Raw genomic sequence first — 15,558 nt, 5'->3', positions numbered from 1 at the left:
AACATGTCATATACGTTGAAAATTTACATGCTGGCGATCGTCAGCTTCCTTGTTGGAACATCGGAGTTTATTATCGCAGGCATCTTGGATAAGGTCGCTGCAGACATTGGAGTTTCCGTGTCAGCAGCGGGGCAGCTCATAACGGTTTTCTCGCTAGCTTATGCCTTCGGCACCCCTATCCTTATGGCTGTTACGTCCCGTCTGGAGCGAAGGAAGCTGCTGCTTTATTCTCTCGGCGTATTCGTAATTGGGAATGCTATCGCCGTTGCTTTACCGGGATTTCAATTTCTTATTGGATCACGAATCATCTTGGCTCTGAGTACCGGGGTATTCGTAGTTACGGCATTGACCGTAGCTTCCAAGATGGCCCCGCCCGAGAAACAGGGGAGCGCTATCGCGACGCTTGTAATGGGCTTCAGTACCGCCCTGATTGTAGGTGTGCCTCTTGGAAGAGTTGTCGCCTCTGTCTATGATTGGAAGACAATCTTCGGAGGTATCGGCGTATTAGGACTATTCGCTATGCTGGTTATCTACTTCACGATTCCGCAATCGGACGGCGAAAAACCCGTACCTTTCCGTGAACAGCTGGCTTTGTTGAAGGAGCCCAAAATCGCCGTTGCCTTGTCAATCACATTCTTCTGGATCGCGGGCTATTCTATCGCCTACACCTACATTTCTCCGTTTCTTCTTACTGTTAAGGGGATGAGTGAACAGGAAATAAGCGCGGGATTATTCGCCTTCGGTATCGCAAGCTTAATCGGGTCCAAGTTCGGAGGCTACAGCACGGACAAATGGGGAGTTCCTCGTACGTTGATCGGTGGCATGCTGCTTCATGCAGTGGCTCTAATTCTGCTTTCGCTAGCGGGCCATTCCTCTGTCGTCGTCTTCCCGCTGCTTATGTTATGGGCTTTCTCGGCCTGGTCATCAGGTCCTACACAGCAATATAATTTAATATCTCTCGCTCCTAGCGCTACCGGTATTATGCTTAGCCTTAACAGCTCCGTTCTGCAGCTTGCAATGGCTGCTGGCGCTGGAATCGGAGGCATCGTCGTTGAGCAAGCTTCACTGACATCCATCAGCTGGATTGGGGCTGCTGGAGTCACTGTCGCCGCAGGGACAGTTGTCGCTTCCCTCGGACTATCCCGCTCCCGCCGGAAGATGGAAGCCCGACTCAATCAAGGATAAAGTGAAATAGGTAGGGCGCTTAAACCTAAGCGCTCTACCTATTTTTCTCCGTTCATATTCAAAGCAGCCGAACGCCTTATCCAAGCTATCGTTATAACAACCCCACATGAATTTTAACTACAGCTTTCTTGATTCTTGTTGACTGCCCCATTCCAGGTCTGTGAATATCGTTAGGGAAAAACACGGCAAACATGCCGGGCTTTAGATGAAGCAATGTCTCGTCTTGAGATGGCTCGTACAGCGCGTAATCCTGTTCACTGTCATAAGGTTTAGAGGCTTTAGTATCTTCCCGCAGCGAGGACCATCCGATGGTCTCTTCACCTTCGATCAGGTAATGAACATCGATATACAACTCATGCTTCTCGGCAAGCTGCTCTTCCATCGGCTTGGCGTCGAATTCCATAATCGACGCGTACATCTTGTCTCCATTGATCTCAATTCGTCCTTCAGCGGGATTTTCTTTGAGAGCTTTATTAAGCTCCTCTATCGCTGTCACAATAACCGGATGCTCGAATTTACATTGATTTTCCCATAATGACATTGAACCCAAAATCATGACTGATTCCCCCAGTAGTGTATTTCAGCAGACCGTCTGTCCAGTTCACCATTCGCGATATCTCACAGCAATTTAATGGTTACCGATGCCGCCGTACTTTCCTTATTTCTAATGGATTCCTCATAGGCTCTTTTGAAATATTCAACATATAAAATATCCAACAAGTAGAGCTGTGAAATCTTTGCAGATAATGAACCGCCTTGCAGAGGACCTTCGTTCGCCCCACAGAGCAATGTAAGATCAGAATAAGAGGTGAGCGGCGACTTCACGAATCGGGTAATAGAAATGATGGTCGCCCCGCATTCTTTCGCCTTCTTTGCCACTTCGATAGTATCCTTGGTTGATCCGGAATATGAAATCATCACGGCGACATCTCGTTTCGTCATCAAAGCCGCTGACATCATCTGAAGATGCGAATCGATGGTGCATTCGGTTTTATTTGTGATGCGCATAAATTTAATTTTGGCTTCCATCGCCGTCATCAAAGAAGAGCCAACGCCAAAAAATATGACTCGCTCCGCTTGAAGTAAATAGTTAATGGCTTCATCAATTTTTGAGTTATCAATTAAATTATACGTTTCGTTTAACGCGCTTATATTAGTTGACAGCACCTTGGATGCAACCTGTTCTATCGTGTCATTCATCAGAACTTTTTCCGTGAGCTGCGGTATTTCATTCTCCACCGTGATGCTATGTGCCAGTGCAATCTTGAAATCTTGGTACCCCTTATAGCTCAAAGACCGACAAAACCTGAATATACTGGATTCGCCTACCCCGCAAATGTCCGCGAGATCGGTAATCGACATATATACGACACTTCCCGAGTTTTCCAGGACATAGTCCGCCACTTTTTTTTCCGTAGTTGTCAGGTTGTTGTATTTAGAATGAATAGTTGTAAAAATGTTGATTGTGCGCATCCTATCACTTCCTTTAATCCTCAGGATTCGGACATATTGAGCATCAGCGATTCCAGTTGCGCCACGTTCAACGTAAAAACAGTGATGCCGCACCTAATAAACCAGCCTTATTCCCAAGGGAAGCCTTGAGAATTTTCACGTCCGAGAAACTTTCCATTATCAACTCTTTGGTTTGTACCTCGACTAAACGAACTAGGTCATCTTGCTCCATCACACCACCCCCTACAATAATAGCGGGAGGATTAAAAATATGAATGAGTGAAGCCAAACCGATGGATACTTCAGCTGCCCAGGAATGTAAAATTTGATTTAAATGATCGTTTCCTAACCTTATTTTATCAAAAAAAACTTTCCCGTCCACACATTCCGGATCAGCTTGTTGGGCCATTCGGATCAAAGCTGTAGTTGAAGCAAAGCTTTCATAGTAAGGTTTTCTCGCTCCGTTGCTCATTTCCGACAACGGATGAGTAAAGATATGGCCGAACTCCGCTGCCACCCCGTTAGCTCCCCGGTATATCTGACGGTTGATAACGATGGCTCCGCCGATACCCGTACCAAAAGTGAGACATAAGAAATCATGGAACGATTCGGCCGCGCCGAAAGATGCCTCACCCAACGCAGCGGCATTAACATCATTTTCTACCTTAACATGCTTATGAAATCGATTCTCAACGATCTCCCTAATCCTCATTCCTGTGTAATCGGGAATATTCTCGTTTGCATAAACAATATATCCCTCATCGGTATTCACTTGTCCCGCTGTACTGATAGCGATGGCATCGTAATTGTCATACGCTGCCATCTGGACAAGCAATCTTTCCACTACATGAAGGCCCCCCATATGGCTTTCAGTAGAATATTCCTTAAATTGATCGATATGCCCTCGTTCATTGCAAATGCCGATCTTGGTATTGGTGCCGCCGATATCCGCCGCTAATATCTTCATAGATTACTCAATTGCCTTAATGAATTTTTTGGTGATTTCCATCGGTCTCGTAATAGCAGACCCTACCACCGCCGAATCAATACCTAGGTCATATAATCTCTTCAATTCCTCGGGCGTTGAGACGCCCCCCTCAGCTATAATCGGAACAGATAAAGTATTCACGAGTCTCTCGACCAATTCAAAATCAGGCAATGCCCTATCTTTCGTCGCTTTGGTATAACCGCTTAAAGTAGTCCCTACGCTGTCAAATCCAAGCTCAACAGCCTTTACCGCTTCCTCATAAGTCGAGCAATCCGCCATAAAGAGCTGATCCTTGTACTTATCTCTGATTAGCGGAAATAGTTCTGATAGGGTCGAACCGTCCGGTCTTATGCGATCCGTTGCGTCCATCGCGATCATATCTACGCCTTCACGGTAAAGCTCATCAATTTCCTTCATAGTAGGAGTGATGAATACTTCCGATCCTTCATACACGGCTTTGATTATCCCGATGATCGGCAAATCCACTTGTTTCTTGATTTCTTTAATATCCTCAACGCTGTTAGCACGAATTCCTGCAGCTCCGCCCAAGTAGGCCGCATACGCCATTCTTCCCATAATAAATGGACTATGCAACGGTTCATCCGGCAATGCTTGACAAGAAACGACCAGCTTTCTTTTTATTAAATCGAGTATATTTCTTCTAGTATACATCGGTTTCCATCTCCACAACTGTTATATTTACTCCTGAATCTGTTATTCCTTGACTGCTCCAGCCGTCATGCCTTGGGTAAAGTACCTTTGGAATAACACGAAGATCAGCAGCATAGGAATCGCAGCAACAGTAGCTCCCGCCATCTTATATGCAAAGTTAGGATTAAGATCCTGCATCAAGGTTGCGGTACCAACCATCAAAGTTTTCATGTTTTTCTCTTGTCCTATGACGGATTGCCATAAGTAATCGTTCCATACTTGAACGAAGTTTAATATAAATAACGCGCCGATTCCGGGTTTAACAATTGGCAGCATAATTTGGAAAAAAGTTCTCCATTCCCCTGCCCCGTCAATTCTGGATGCTTCTCTTAATGCATTCGGAGTCGCATCGAAAAATCCTTTTAATAGAAACACGCCAAAGGCGGTGGCGACGTTCGGCCATATCATACCGCTATAAGTGTTGAGCATCCCGAATTGTTGTGTGATCCGAAATAATGGCACAATCATGATTTCCTTAGGAATCATCAGACTCGAAATAAAAATGATGAATATGATGTTGCTACCCTTGAACTTAATTTTCGAGAAGGCATACGCGGCCATCGCACCTACAACAATGACAAGGACCGTGGCGACTCCAGATACAAACACACTGTTAAATACCCACCTTAAAGCCGGCTGGCTTTGAAACACATCCGCATAGTTGGAGAAAGTAATCGTGGTCGGCCACCAGTCAGGAGGCATCTTCACAACATCGGAGCTGTTTTTTAGCGAACTTGTAAATAACCAATATAAAGGAAACAAGCTAAGAATCGCGAAGATGAAAATGATCACGTTCGAAACAATATCATATTTCTCCAGCTTCTTCTTATTCTTTGTCTTTGACATACCGATCCCCTCCTTACTTCTCCTTAATTAAGCTTCTTAGCTGAGGCACTGACAACAATAACGTAATCAAGAACATAATAACCCCTACAGCAGAAGCTATACCGAGCTGATTATATTTAAAGGCGTTATTGTATAGATAGTACATCAGTGTCACGGAGGCATTATTCGGTCCCCCGCCCGTTAAGAGCTGGATAACAACAAAAATTTTCAAGACGGCAATGATGTTGATTATCACAATATATACCGTGGTGGATTGGACTGACGGAATCAGTATTTTAGTTATGACTTGCCATCTGCTGGCACCGTCCACTTCCGCAGCTTCAAACAGATCTTTGGATACGCCGAGCATTGCGGCGATATATAGGATAATCGCTTGCCCAACATTTGTTGCGAACGTTACGAATATAATAACCGGCATAACCGTTGTTGTTTTCCCGAGGAGATTAATTTTACCAAAACCTAAATCCTGGGCATAATAAGAAATAATACCATTAGCCGGATTCAGTAGAAAACTCCATACCATACTCATAACGACCATGGATACCATTACAGGTACATAGTAACTTCCTCTAATGAATGAAACATACTTGGCATTCTTGTCGAATACAGCTGACGCTACAAATAACGCAAAACCGACCGTAAGGACAACGATAAAAACAACGAACACAACCGTGTTGAAGAGCGCTTTAAAAAATACAGGATCATTAAACAGTGCTACGTAATTGTCTAGTCCAACAAACTTCTCGCTTTGATAATTGATCCGATACATGCTAAGCCTTATGCCTTCAATTATCGGATATACCAGAAAAATGAGGAAAATGAGCATCTGCGGAAAAATAAACAAGTAGCCAGTCATACTTTCTTTGAGGGATTGATTCCGTAGTCTCATATCGTTTTTCCTTTCTGAGTTAGCAGCCTTAGTATCTTATCGATCCCAAGGCTGTTAATCGTATATTGTTTGTCCATTTATTTCTTTTGGTAAATAACTGAATCATTTTTATTCGTTTGAATAACCTTATTACCTTTAGTCTGATAGTCCTTCACAACCTGCTCAGGCGTTTTGGCTCCCATATACAGGGCCTGCAGCTCTGGATACAGAACTTCCCTAAGCTGGCTATATCCTGGAACGTTGCCAGTAAAATTGAATAAAGCTTTGGAATTTGCATTGTAAGCGGCAAATAGTGGCTTCTCTTTCTCGAACTCCTTAGAAACGGAGCTTCTTACAGGAATGCCATTCTTGGACGATTTAACCAATTCCGGATCTGTGGAAAAGAATTTAACAAAATCTTTTGCCACTTCGACTCTTGCCTGATCTTTATTTTGGAATACGCTAGCTCCTACCACATACGTAAATGATAGTGGATTTCCGCTTTCGGATGGAATATTGGCAAGCCGTGAATCGAACTTGGTAGTTTTGCCGCTAGCCATATCTATTTTCGCGTTATTGAACAATATCGGATTCGTGAAGCTGATCGCAAGCTGCTGATTCAGGTACATCCCATTAGCATCATTGGACGACACAGATTCAGGTCCCGGATTCGTATAGCCCGCATCTTTGATTTTTTTCAGCCAAGCAGCAGCTTTCGCGCCTTTTGCATCATCCAGAACAATATTCCCCTGATCATCAAAGAACTTATTGCCAAACATTCTCAGGTAAGCTAGATTCCATGTATCCCCTTGGTTATTTACAGCAAATAAAGACATCGGGTACGTATTGGAATACTTCGTTTTTGGCAGATTATCTTTGAGTCCCTTCAAAATTTGCTCGTATTCATCTAATGTCCATGTTTTAATTTCCGTTTCTCCACCGATGAACTTATCCAATCCAGCTGCTTTAAACATATCCGCGTTATACACTAGAGTGCCCGGATTATGTTGGAACGGATAGAAATATACATCTTTTCCGAAGGTCACTGCATCCCAATAGTTTTGAGGTATATCGCTTTTGGCTGAGTCATCCACGATATCGTTTAACGGTACCAATGCACCGCGATGCACATAATCTCCCATTGCAAAAACGCTTTCAAAAAATACATCTGGGGCCGTGCCACTGCTTAAGTTAACATTAAGAAGCTGATCCCGCTGATCGCCAGCAATAACTTCCACATTTACTTTTGTATCATACTTCTTATATTGAGCTGAAAATTTCTGAGCCGCATATTTCAAGAAGCTATCATAGTCGGCGCCTTGTTCCGAGGCATCCAAAACACCTTTCCACTGAGGCGTTAACCAAACCTTGAGCTCGACTTTTTTTCCGGAAGCTTCTTGTCCCGAATTGGTTTCTTTATTGCCGCTTGAACATCCCGCAATAACCGAACTCAATATTATCAGAGCGGTAACCGAACTAAGTAGGCGCGTTTTCTTCATTTGTACATCTACCTCTCGTTTAATATTCTTGTGACCTGACCCCATATAAATTTCGACATTAGTCTATGTCCATCCGCATTAAGATGCATATAGTCAATTTCATTCATAGTGACATGATCTTTCGAATCCGCAAAATGAATGCCCGTCCCCTTAAGCAGATTTTCCAGATGTTCTGCCAGCTCCAACGACTTTTCGCTGCACTGGTTACCCATAGGTCTGCCTATTGGAGTATCGATGTACTTCTCTCCTATCGGAGGCGGGGCAATCACTAGAACTTCAGGGGAATGACCGTCTACTCCTGACGTAGTCCCCCTTGCTTTTACCGCTAATAACTGACAATACCTTGAGCGATATTATAAGAAGTTAGACCGAAGCGATCCTTCGTATCATTGGTTCCAAGCATGATCACAATTAAATCCAAAGGCGAATGCGACATCAGACACGGATAAAGATAAGATAACCCCGACAACCCTTCGAACAATGGATCTTCACACACGCTCGTTCTACCGCTGAGGCCTTCTTCTATTACACTGTACTGACTGCCTAAATGAGAAGCGAGAAGACCAGTCCATCTCGTCTCCTCATCAAACCTTAAATCCGTTTCCGCGTCGTATCCCCAAGTATTAGAGTCTCCAAAGCATACAATGGTTTTTTTCATCACTTGGCTCACTTACAAAAACGATTAATAGCCTGATCGATCATTTTCATAATGTTATCGATTTGACCTTCATCCTCGCTGCTTATTCCTTCGAGTGGTCCTCTAACGCTACCGATATTTACGCCTCTTCTTTTCAGAACTTCTTTTATAACTGCGTACATAGAGCCATTCAATGAGCATAATGCGATAATAATGTCGTTAATATCACTCTGAATGAGCTTGGCTTCCTCAAACTTACCTTGTTGGATGAATACATTAGCTTGCAAAAATAATTCCGGCATAGCTCCGTAAGTCCCGCCGATTCCGCCATCAGCACCCATAATTCGTCCAGCTACATACTGTTCATCTGGGCCGTTAAATACAATGACATTGTCTCCGCCCACTTTTTTGAATCGTTCAATATCCATGGTCGGCATCGATGAATTTTTAACTCCGATAACCTTTTTGTTCGTGAGAAGCTTCTCGAATAAAGACGGTGTCAACGTGTATCCCGTAGTCTGAGGGATGTTATAAATAATAAAGTCCAGAGGAGTTGCCTCGATAATATCGCTCCAATATTTATAAACAGCACGGTCTGGCAGCTTGAAATAAATAGGCGGAATTGCAGATAAAGCGTCATAGCCCAATGCAGCCGCATGTTTCGCCAATTCAATGCTGTCTCTCGTGGAGGGTGCCCCCACATGGGCGATGAGTGTCATTTTGCCTTTCAACTGATTCGCTACATAACTAAGTACGGCTTTCCGTTCGTCGAGGCTTTGGTAAATACACTCGCCGGAGCTTCCTCCGACATAGACTCCTTGGACCTGTTTTTCATATAAATAATCACATAAATCTTTGGTACGAGCTTCTGAGATGTCTCCTTGATCGTCATAGCATGCATAAAAAGCCGGTATGATTCCATGGAACTTTTCTAATCTCAATGAACTCCCCTCCTGATGTTTATAATGTTTGGCTAAAACAACATATCATAAATTTTCGATATTGTAAATTAATTTCACCATTTATTAGTTAGTGAAAATTATTTCCACCAAAATGAAATCATGATGAATATTCGCGATTTTTAAGTCTCTTAGTAGGCGGTTTCACCCAACTGCGCCCTTAGTATTGATCATTATTTCCTCCAATATGCAAATGCTGATCTATCCTCTGAACACAGAAAATAACCGGCCAAATATCGAAAAGTTCTTCTTGTACAGGGTGTGAACTATTGTTGCGAGCCTAATCTTCAGGTCGCACCTAAAGCAAGAGAGCCCTTCAAAGTTTTTGAAGGGCTCTTGCTTTAGCTTCTGTCTTATTTAGTTATTCTTTCACAACCTTCACTCCACCAGTCTTACTGAAAAATAATTTCATCATAGGAGGAGTCACAATGGTTGTTATTAACACAACGACAATAATCACAGCAAACATATCCTTATTCAACAAGTTGGATTCAAGCCCCATAGCCGCAATAATTAATGCCACCTCTCCACGAGATACCATGGCTGCACCAATCGCTAATGAATTACTCCAATGAAATCCAGCTAGTTTCGCCCCGATGGCTGAACCGATCAATTTGGTTAAGATAGCTAAAACACTCAGGCCAATAATGAGTCCGATATTTTGAGTAATTCCTGTAAATTCAGCCGTTACCCCAATGGAAGTAAAAAACACCGGAACAAAAATAGAATAGCTTATTGTCTCCACTTTCTCAAATACCTCGTGCTTATACTTAGTTAAACTAATAGCTACACCTGCGATATAAGCTCCGATTATAGCAGCAACTCCAGCATACTCAGCTAAATAAGCATAAACAAAACAAATGATCAGCCCTGCTGAAACCACAGCCTCAGTAACTCTAAGCGGAGCGAATTTTTTCAAGACCCAAGGGACTACTTTCCAGGCCAGAAGTATTGCAATAGCAAAGAAAGCGATCTTCTTCAAAACTACAACTCCTAGATTAACATCACCGCCTGCAAAGCTCATGACAAAAGCCAATGCAACGATGACCAATATATCATCAATTACAGCGGCGCCTAGAATAGTTGTCCCTTCTCTTGACTTCAGCTTTCCCATTTCTTTAAGTGCTTGAACGGAGATGCTGACACTTGTGGCAGATAACAGCAGCCCGAGAAATACAGATTCAATCTGAGGAAGCCCTATAGTAATACCAGCCAAATATCCTAAGGAAAAAGGGACAATGATCCCTGCCACACCAACATAGGCCGACGCCTTACCCGTACGTTTAAACTCTTCTGTATCGGTTTCCAGCCCTGCAATAAACATTAGTAAAATAACGCCGATCTGGCTAATTTCACTAAGCACTTCTGTACTTGTAACGATTCCTAATACCGCAGGTCCCAGAATGATACCTATGAGCAGCTTACCCAGTACAGAGGGCTGCCCTAATCGAACACTAATATCTCCAGCGATTTTTGATGCCAGCAATATCATGGCGAGTTGGAAAATAAGCATAGCTTCACTCCTTCTTAATAAAGTTATTATGGATACTTCAAGGAAAAAAATACAAAAAGAGCCCTACTACCACAGCCTGCTATATAAACATAGCAAGGCCTTGGTGACAGGCTCCTCCAAAGCAACGAACTTATTTTATTTTCGAACATGCGCTTTTTATACATACGGATACATTCCATAATGGTTTCAAAAACCTATATAGTTCAGAGCACTAAACTAAGGTATAATGGTGGGGATAGACAGAAATTACAGGAGTGAATAAACGATGTATAAAATGCTAGCAATCGACATTGACGATACGTTGATTAATGATGAGAAAGAAATTACGGCAGGCACCAAGCAAGCTCTGGAGCAAGCATTAGCGCAAGGGGTTACGGTAACATTGGCTACCGGACGGATGTACGCTTCCGCGAAACAGCTAGCCTCCCAGCTGGGGCTGAACGTTCCTTTGATTACCTATCAGGGGTCTCTAGTAAAAAATGCCATAGACGGCAAAATTTTATACGAACGGTCCGTACCTGCAGAAGCAGCCCGCTACCTTTTCGATTACTGCGAGCGCAACGAACTTCATTTGCAAACTTATTTTGACGACATTCTATATGTAAAAGAGCGTAATGAAAAAATCGAAGCTTACGCCGCGCTTTCCAAGATCCCTTTCACTGTGTACCCGAATTTTAAAGAGCTCGCTGATAAACCTTCCACCAAGCTGCTGATGATCGATGATCCAGCTAAGCTTGATGAAATTGCTATAGAGCTTCGCAAGGAAATCGGACATTTGGTGCATATCACGAAGTCTAAGCCTCATTTCTTAGAGATCATCCATCACGAAGGCACGAAGGGCGATGCACTACGTTACCTGGCCGGTCAATACGGCTATGACATGTCTGAGGTTATCTCGATTGGCGACAGCTGGAACGATCATGAGCTGCTGGAGGCAGCCGGATTCGGAGTAGCGATGGGCAACGCGGTTGATTCTCTCAAAAAGATAGCCGACTATATTACGTACAGCAATAACGAGGATGGCGTTAAGCATGTTGTAGAAAAATTCGTGCTGCAAACTTCCCTATAAGGGAAATTTACTTATCATAATCTATTTCCCGTGCCATAAACGAAGGCATTACAAGCGGCGACTCTCCTATGGAGATTTACCGCTTTTTTCATTTTTCAATGTCCGGCTAAGCGGGTAAATCCTCTGACTGGGAATGGCATTACCCGAATACAGAATTCAACTGTGAACGTTAGATTGCCCTGTCTGGCTGTCCATCCATCTGCTTTTATAAGCTTCATACTGCTGATGCGGCAGCTGGACCTCACCGCCGTGGCATATGCTAACTAGCTTAGGCTTCAGCTGAGCAACAATAGCTCCGCTCCCCACAGCTTGCTCCATATCCGCTGTAAACATTGCCATCGGCTGCTGTAGCTGACCGCGCTTGGAAGTGAACAAATCTCCTGCCAGAAGAACCTGGTCCTGCTCATGGTAGAAGGCAACATGACCCGGCGAATGACCTGGCGTCAGGTACGGAACTAAACCGCCTATCGATTGCATATCGAGCGGTTGAGCGATGCCCGGTTCCACCGACATCTGTGCTTTTTTACGTCCCGGATAAGGCAATTCCCCTTCCATATACGGAAGCTCCAATTCATGCGCATATACAGGAACCTGATGCACATCCAGTATCTTTTTGATACTACCTGTATGATCAGAATGCCCGTGTGTCAGCACAATCCGCTCCAGCGGCAGGTTCAATGCCTTCATCTGCTTAAGCACTCCTCTAGCCATCCATGGAATTCCCGCATCCACTAAGGTCAGACCACGATCTGACTTCACGATCCACACACTAATAGGAATAACTATCCAAATGCTGCATTTCCAAATATGCTCCGAAATCTGTGTCACTTTCATATTTTCAACTCTCCTCTTATCTCGATTTTCGACTTTTTTACCTTATTGTTCTTCTGCCAGCGCCTACTTTTGTTTATCCTTCTGCTTTTTATCCTTTTTGGACTTCTCTTTGTCTTTTTGCCCTTTCGCTTGGCCGTTCACCGGCTCCTGCGCTTGTTCAAGCTTATGTTTCATACCGAGCAGCACAATCTCAATCGATTGATCCAATAATGGAATGATGCGCTCCAGCAGCGGCTCTAACGGTTCCTCACTATTCAAGTAAGTGCTAACCATGCCGTTCATTACAAAAAAGTATATCCGAGTCTGATTGATTCTCTCCTCCGATGTATCGGCCGGAATAATCCGATTGACACTCTCCGTCAGGTAGCTGAACAAACTGGTGCGCAGCTGATTTACCTCCCCAGTTGGGTTTACTTCATCAACACGCACGGACTTTACATTGAATATGACGGTGACCATGCTTCTATGCGATAGACAGAATCGGAGGAAATCTCGGCTGATCTCTTTTAGCTTCCCCGTTGGATCTAACGACTCTTGATTCATAACCGAAACAAATGCAGCTTCCAAAGTTTGCAAAGGCGGGATAGCCAGCTGCTCCAGTAGTGCTTCCTTATCCTTAAAATACAAATAAATCGTTGTATGTGAGCAATTGGCTTCTTTTGCAATTTCACGCATCGTTACGGTATCGTAACCCCGCTCTGTGAACAGCTTCCCTGCCGCTTCGGCAATGCTTCGCTTCGTTTCTTCTGAACGAAGCTCTTGTTTGGACTTCTTCTTCTGTTCCATCTTAAAGCCCTCCATTTAAATTCATAACCACTGGTTTGTAACCTATGGTTATATAATAACCATTGGTTATAGAAAATGCAACAGCTGCTTTGTACAGCTTGTCCCAAGGACAAACAGACGAACCTTAGGTGGCGTGGCGGTTTCCAAGTACGATAACGAGCTTACGCATCTATTCAACTCAAAAAAACCTCTAACGCCCTATTTCTCAATGGCGCTAGAGGTTTTTGAAAACAAGAATTACAATTCTACCATAGCTTTAATTACCTTAGTCTCCGGCTTCAGCCAGCTGTCAAAATGCTCAATCATTTGTTCAAACGGTACTCGATGGGTGATGTAGCTTCCGACGTCGATGCTTCCGCTTTTTACTGCTTCCGTCACATTATCGAAGTCTTCCTTAGTCGCATTACGGCTTGCCAGCAGCGTCAATTCATGCCTGTGGAACTCGGGATCATTAAAGCTAATATCCGCTTTTACCAAACCTACATACACCAGCTTTCCCCCATGTGCGACAAGTCCGAAGGAGTCTGTCATGGAACGTAAGTTCCCTGTAGCATCAAATACTACCGTTGGGAAATCCCCTCCCGTGATTGCTGCCAGCTGCTCCTTAGGCTGATTCAGAGCATTCACAATATGATCGACCCCCGCCCATTTCTGGCAAAAGGCTAACCGTTCATCGTTGATGTCCATAGCAATAACTCGTGCGCCGCGATGCTTCGCAAAGGCCATTACGCCAAGCCCTATCGGTCCTGCACCAACGACGAGCACAGTTTCCCCGCTTTTTAACTCCGATCTTCTTACGGCATGTGCACCGATACTAAGCGGTTCCAAAACCGCTGTTTGGTCGAGAGTAAGTCCATTCGTCTGAATTAAATGAGTCACAGGCACGGACAATAGCTCTCTCATACCTCCATCACTATGTACACCCAGCACCTTCAAGTCCGTGCAACAATTGGTCTTGCCATTGCGGCAAGCGATACATGTCCCACATTGCATGTAAGGGATGATCCCTACTTGATCGCCAGCCTGCAGTCCAGCTTCATTGGGTCCAACCTCTTCGATTACACCTGCAAGCTCATGTCCGAGTACCCGTGGATAGGAGAAAAAGGGCTGATTGCCTTTATAAGCATGCAGATCCGTACCGCAAATGCCGATTCTTCGAATACGTACTATCGCCTCGCCAGCCACCAAAGACGGCTCCTTCATCTCAACGAGCTGAAACTTTTCGATTTCCTCACATACAATACCCTTCATGATATTGCCTCCTTTTCGTTATACTCTGGTCTGCCGCTAACCCACGACTGATTATGAATCGGTGCCAGAATAGCAAGCACTTCCTTCAGAAGCTCTTCATCTATTGGCTCTTCTGTCCACGCAATGTTTTTGCTGATGTTATCTGGATTCGCTGTACTAACCAAAGTTGTTGGAATCTGTTCATTGCTAGTTGAAAATTGCACAGCCAGCTTGGCGATATCCACTCCTTTGCTTGCGCAATGCTCAGCTGCTTTTCTGCAAATATCCTTTAACTCTTGACTTCCCGGATGCCATTCAGGTGCACCTCTTGTACCCAACAGGCCCATAGATAGTGGTGATGCGTTCACGAGACCAATTTGTTGTTGCTTAATGAGCGGTAATAAGCTTAAAAGCGATGTATCATTTAACGAATAATGGCAGTAGGATAAAATCACATCAACTTCAATTTGAGGAAGCATGGTTTCAAACAGCTGAACAGGCAAGCCGGAAATACCGGAATATCGAATCTTTCCTTGCTCCTTCAATTGATGAAGCGCAGGAATTGCTTCTTCTATAATCTGTTTCGAACTAACAAACTCAATGTCATGCAAAAATAGCATATCCACGTAATCTGTGTTCAGACGCTGCAAGCTTTCTTCGATACTGCTGATGATCCGTTTTCCCGAAAAATCAAACGTGTCCGAACCGTACCTCCCTGCTTTTGTAGACAAAAGAAATTTGTCACGCGGGAGCTGCTTGATTGCCTTGCCAAGTACCGTCTCCGCCTTAGTTAAGCCATAGTATGGAGAAACATCAATTAGATTAATGCCATGATCTACAGCTGAATGTACCGTTCGGATTCCCTCTTCTTCGTTCGCATCCCGAAAAACGCTTCCTAAAGAAGATGCCCCGTAGCTAAGAATAGATACATCCAAACCTGTCTTGCCTAGTTTTCTGTATTGCAAGCTGCTCCTTCTCCCC

Annotated in this window: 17 protein-coding genes; 2 read left to right on the top strand and 15 right to left on the bottom strand. The window is 43.9% G+C overall.

Features of this window, described 5'->3' with window-relative positions:
- Nucleotides 1-3 precede the first annotated feature (3 nt).
- Entirely contained in the window at nt 4-1,185 is a 1,182-nt protein-coding gene (locus GC093_RS25150) for an MFS transporter (RefSeq protein ID WP_171654665.1), read from the top strand.
- Between the two features lie 91 nt (nt 1,186-1,276).
- Here GC093_RS25150 and GC093_RS25145 read toward each other — a convergent pair whose 3' ends face one another.
- The 11 genes from GC093_RS25145 to GC093_RS25100 form a co-directional block, all read right to left on the bottom strand.
- Entirely contained in the window at nt 1,277-1,741 is a 465-nt protein-coding gene (locus GC093_RS25145) for a NanQ anomerase/TabA/YiaL family protein (RefSeq protein WP_171654664.1), read from the bottom strand.
- Nucleotides 1,742-1,803: 62 nt separating this feature from the next.
- Nucleotides 1,804-2,658 (bottom strand): MurR/RpiR family transcriptional regulator, encoded by an 855-nt coding sequence (locus tag GC093_RS25140; RefSeq protein WP_171654663.1) that lies wholly within the window; start codon nt 2,656-2,658, stop codon nt 1,804-1,806.
- Between the two features lie 67 nt (nt 2,659-2,725).
- On the bottom strand, nt 2,726-3,604 hold the full coding sequence (locus GC093_RS25135) for an ROK family protein (protein ID WP_171654662.1): 879 nt from the start codon (nt 3,602-3,604) through the stop codon (nt 2,726-2,728).
- Between the two features lie 3 nt (nt 3,605-3,607).
- On the bottom strand, nt 3,608-4,297 hold the full coding sequence (locus tag GC093_RS25130) for an N-acetylmannosamine-6-phosphate 2-epimerase (protein ID WP_171654661.1): 690 nt from the start codon (nt 4,295-4,297) through the stop codon (nt 3,608-3,610).
- A 42-nt stretch (nt 4,298-4,339) separates the two neighbouring features.
- Nucleotides 4,340-5,182 carry a carbohydrate ABC transporter permease gene (locus tag GC093_RS25125; protein ID WP_171654660.1) on the bottom strand — a complete coding sequence of 281 codons (843 nt, stop codon included), beginning with the start codon at nt 5,180-5,182 and terminating at the stop codon, nt 4,340-4,342.
- Nucleotides 5,183-5,195: 13 nt separating this feature from the next.
- A complete protein-coding gene (locus tag GC093_RS25120) occupies nt 5,196-6,071 on the bottom strand; it encodes a carbohydrate ABC transporter permease (protein WP_171654659.1) in 876 nt (291 codons plus the stop codon).
- A gap of 77 nt (nt 6,072-6,148) precedes the next feature.
- On the bottom strand, nt 6,149-7,549 hold the full coding sequence (locus GC093_RS25115) for an ABC transporter substrate-binding protein (protein ID WP_171654658.1): 1,401 nt from the start codon (nt 7,547-7,549) through the stop codon (nt 6,149-6,151).
- Between the two features lie 8 nt (nt 7,550-7,557).
- Nucleotides 7,558-7,818, bottom strand: a complete 261-nt coding sequence (locus GC093_RS35565; protein ID WP_216624799.1) for an SGNH/GDSL hydrolase family protein — start codon at nt 7,816-7,818, stop codon at nt 7,558-7,560.
- A gap of 56 nt (nt 7,819-7,874) precedes the next feature.
- On the bottom strand, nt 7,875-8,207 hold the full coding sequence (locus GC093_RS35560; protein ID WP_216624798.1) for a GDSL-type esterase/lipase family protein: 333 nt from the start codon (nt 8,205-8,207) through the stop codon (nt 7,875-7,877).
- Nucleotides 8,208-8,215: 8 nt separating this feature from the next.
- On the bottom strand, nt 8,216-9,127 hold the full coding sequence (locus GC093_RS25105; protein ID WP_171654657.1) for a dihydrodipicolinate synthase family protein: 912 nt from the start codon (nt 9,125-9,127) through the stop codon (nt 8,216-8,218).
- Nucleotides 9,128-9,506: 379 nt separating this feature from the next.
- Nucleotides 9,507-10,658 carry a cation:proton antiporter gene (locus GC093_RS25100; RefSeq protein WP_171654656.1) on the bottom strand — a complete coding sequence of 384 codons (1,152 nt, stop codon included), beginning with the start codon at nt 10,656-10,658 and terminating at the stop codon, nt 9,507-9,509.
- A gap of 265 nt (nt 10,659-10,923) precedes the next feature.
- Between GC093_RS25100 and GC093_RS25095 the strand changes: the two genes are divergently transcribed.
- Nucleotides 10,924-11,727, top strand: a complete 804-nt coding sequence (locus GC093_RS25095) for a Cof-type HAD-IIB family hydrolase (RefSeq protein ID WP_171654655.1) — start codon at nt 10,924-10,926, stop codon at nt 11,725-11,727.
- Between the two features lie 156 nt (nt 11,728-11,883).
- Here GC093_RS25095 and GC093_RS25090 read toward each other — a convergent pair whose 3' ends face one another.
- The 4 genes from GC093_RS25090 to GC093_RS25075 form a co-directional block, all read right to left on the bottom strand.
- Complete coding sequence (locus GC093_RS25090) at nt 11,884-12,561, bottom strand: MBL fold metallo-hydrolase (protein ID WP_171654654.1); 678 nt, start codon at nt 12,559-12,561, stop codon at nt 11,884-11,886.
- A 63-nt stretch (nt 12,562-12,624) separates the two neighbouring features.
- Complete coding sequence (locus GC093_RS25085) at nt 12,625-13,347, bottom strand: TetR/AcrR family transcriptional regulator (protein WP_171654653.1); 723 nt, start codon at nt 13,345-13,347, stop codon at nt 12,625-12,627.
- 237 nt (nt 13,348-13,584) lie between these two features.
- Nucleotides 13,585-14,598 (bottom strand): zinc-binding alcohol dehydrogenase family protein, encoded by a 1,014-nt coding sequence (locus GC093_RS25080; RefSeq protein WP_171654652.1) that lies wholly within the window; start codon nt 14,596-14,598, stop codon nt 13,585-13,587.
- Complete coding sequence (locus GC093_RS25075) at nt 14,595-15,542, bottom strand: aldo/keto reductase (protein ID WP_171654651.1); 948 nt, start codon at nt 15,540-15,542, stop codon at nt 14,595-14,597. The genes GC093_RS25080 and GC093_RS25075 overlap by 4 nt, the downstream gene beginning before the upstream one ends.
- Nucleotides 15,543-15,558: the final 16 nt, after the last annotated feature.

The organism is Paenibacillus foliorum, from assembly GCF_013141765.1.
GTDB classification, from domain to species: domain Bacteria; phylum Bacillota; class Bacilli; order Paenibacillales; family NBRC-103111; genus Paenibacillus_S; species Paenibacillus_S foliorum.
The sequence above is the reverse complement of the archived record's forward strand: the minus strand, read 5'-3'. Positions and strand labels throughout refer to the sequence as shown.

Excerpts from the sequence above, each read along its gene's own strand:
- GC093_RS25135 (WP_171654662.1), bottom strand. The coding sequence starts at position 3,604 with ATGAAGATATTAGCGGCGGATATCGGCGGCACCAATACCAAGATCGGC.
- GC093_RS25095 (WP_171654655.1), top strand. The coding sequence starts at position 10,924 with ATGTATAAAATGCTAGCAATCGACATTGACGATACGTTGATTAATGAT.
- GC093_RS25150 (WP_171654665.1), top strand. The coding sequence starts at position 4 with ATGTCATATACGTTGAAAATTTACATGCTGGCGATCGTCAGCTTCCTT.
- GC093_RS25140 (WP_171654663.1), bottom strand. The coding sequence starts at position 2,658 with ATGCGCACAATCAACATTTTTACAACTATTCATTCTAAATACAACAAC.
- GC093_RS35560 (WP_216624798.1), bottom strand. The coding sequence starts at position 8,207 with ATGAAAAAAACCATTGTATGCTTTGGAGACTCTAATACTTGGGGATAC.
- GC093_RS25145 (WP_171654664.1), bottom strand. The coding sequence starts at position 1,741 with ATGATTTTGGGTTCAATGTCATTATGGGAAAATCAATGTAAATTCGAG.
- GC093_RS25080 (WP_171654652.1), bottom strand. The coding sequence starts at position 14,598 with ATGAAGGGTATTGTATGTGAGGAAATCGAAAAGTTTCAGCTCGTTGAG.
- GC093_RS25115 (WP_171654658.1), bottom strand. The coding sequence starts at position 7,549 with ATGAAGAAAACGCGCCTACTTAGTTCGGTTACCGCTCTGATAATATTG.
- GC093_RS25085 (WP_171654653.1), bottom strand. The coding sequence starts at position 13,347 with ATGGAACAGAAGAAGAAGTCCAAACAAGAGCTTCGTTCAGAAGAAACG.
- GC093_RS25125 (WP_171654660.1), bottom strand. The coding sequence starts at position 5,182 with ATGTCAAAGACAAAGAATAAGAAGAAGCTGGAGAAATATGATATTGTT.
- GC093_RS25100 (WP_171654656.1), bottom strand. The coding sequence starts at position 10,658 with ATGCTTATTTTCCAACTCGCCATGATATTGCTGGCATCAAAAATCGCT.
- GC093_RS25090 (WP_171654654.1), bottom strand. The coding sequence starts at position 12,561 with ATGAAAGTGACACAGATTTCGGAGCATATTTGGAAATGCAGCATTTGG.
- GC093_RS25130 (WP_171654661.1), bottom strand. The coding sequence starts at position 4,297 with ATGTATACTAGAAGAAATATACTCGATTTAATAAAAAGAAAGCTGGTC.
- GC093_RS25120 (WP_171654659.1), bottom strand. The coding sequence starts at position 6,071 with ATGAGACTACGGAATCAATCCCTCAAAGAAAGTATGACTGGCTACTTG.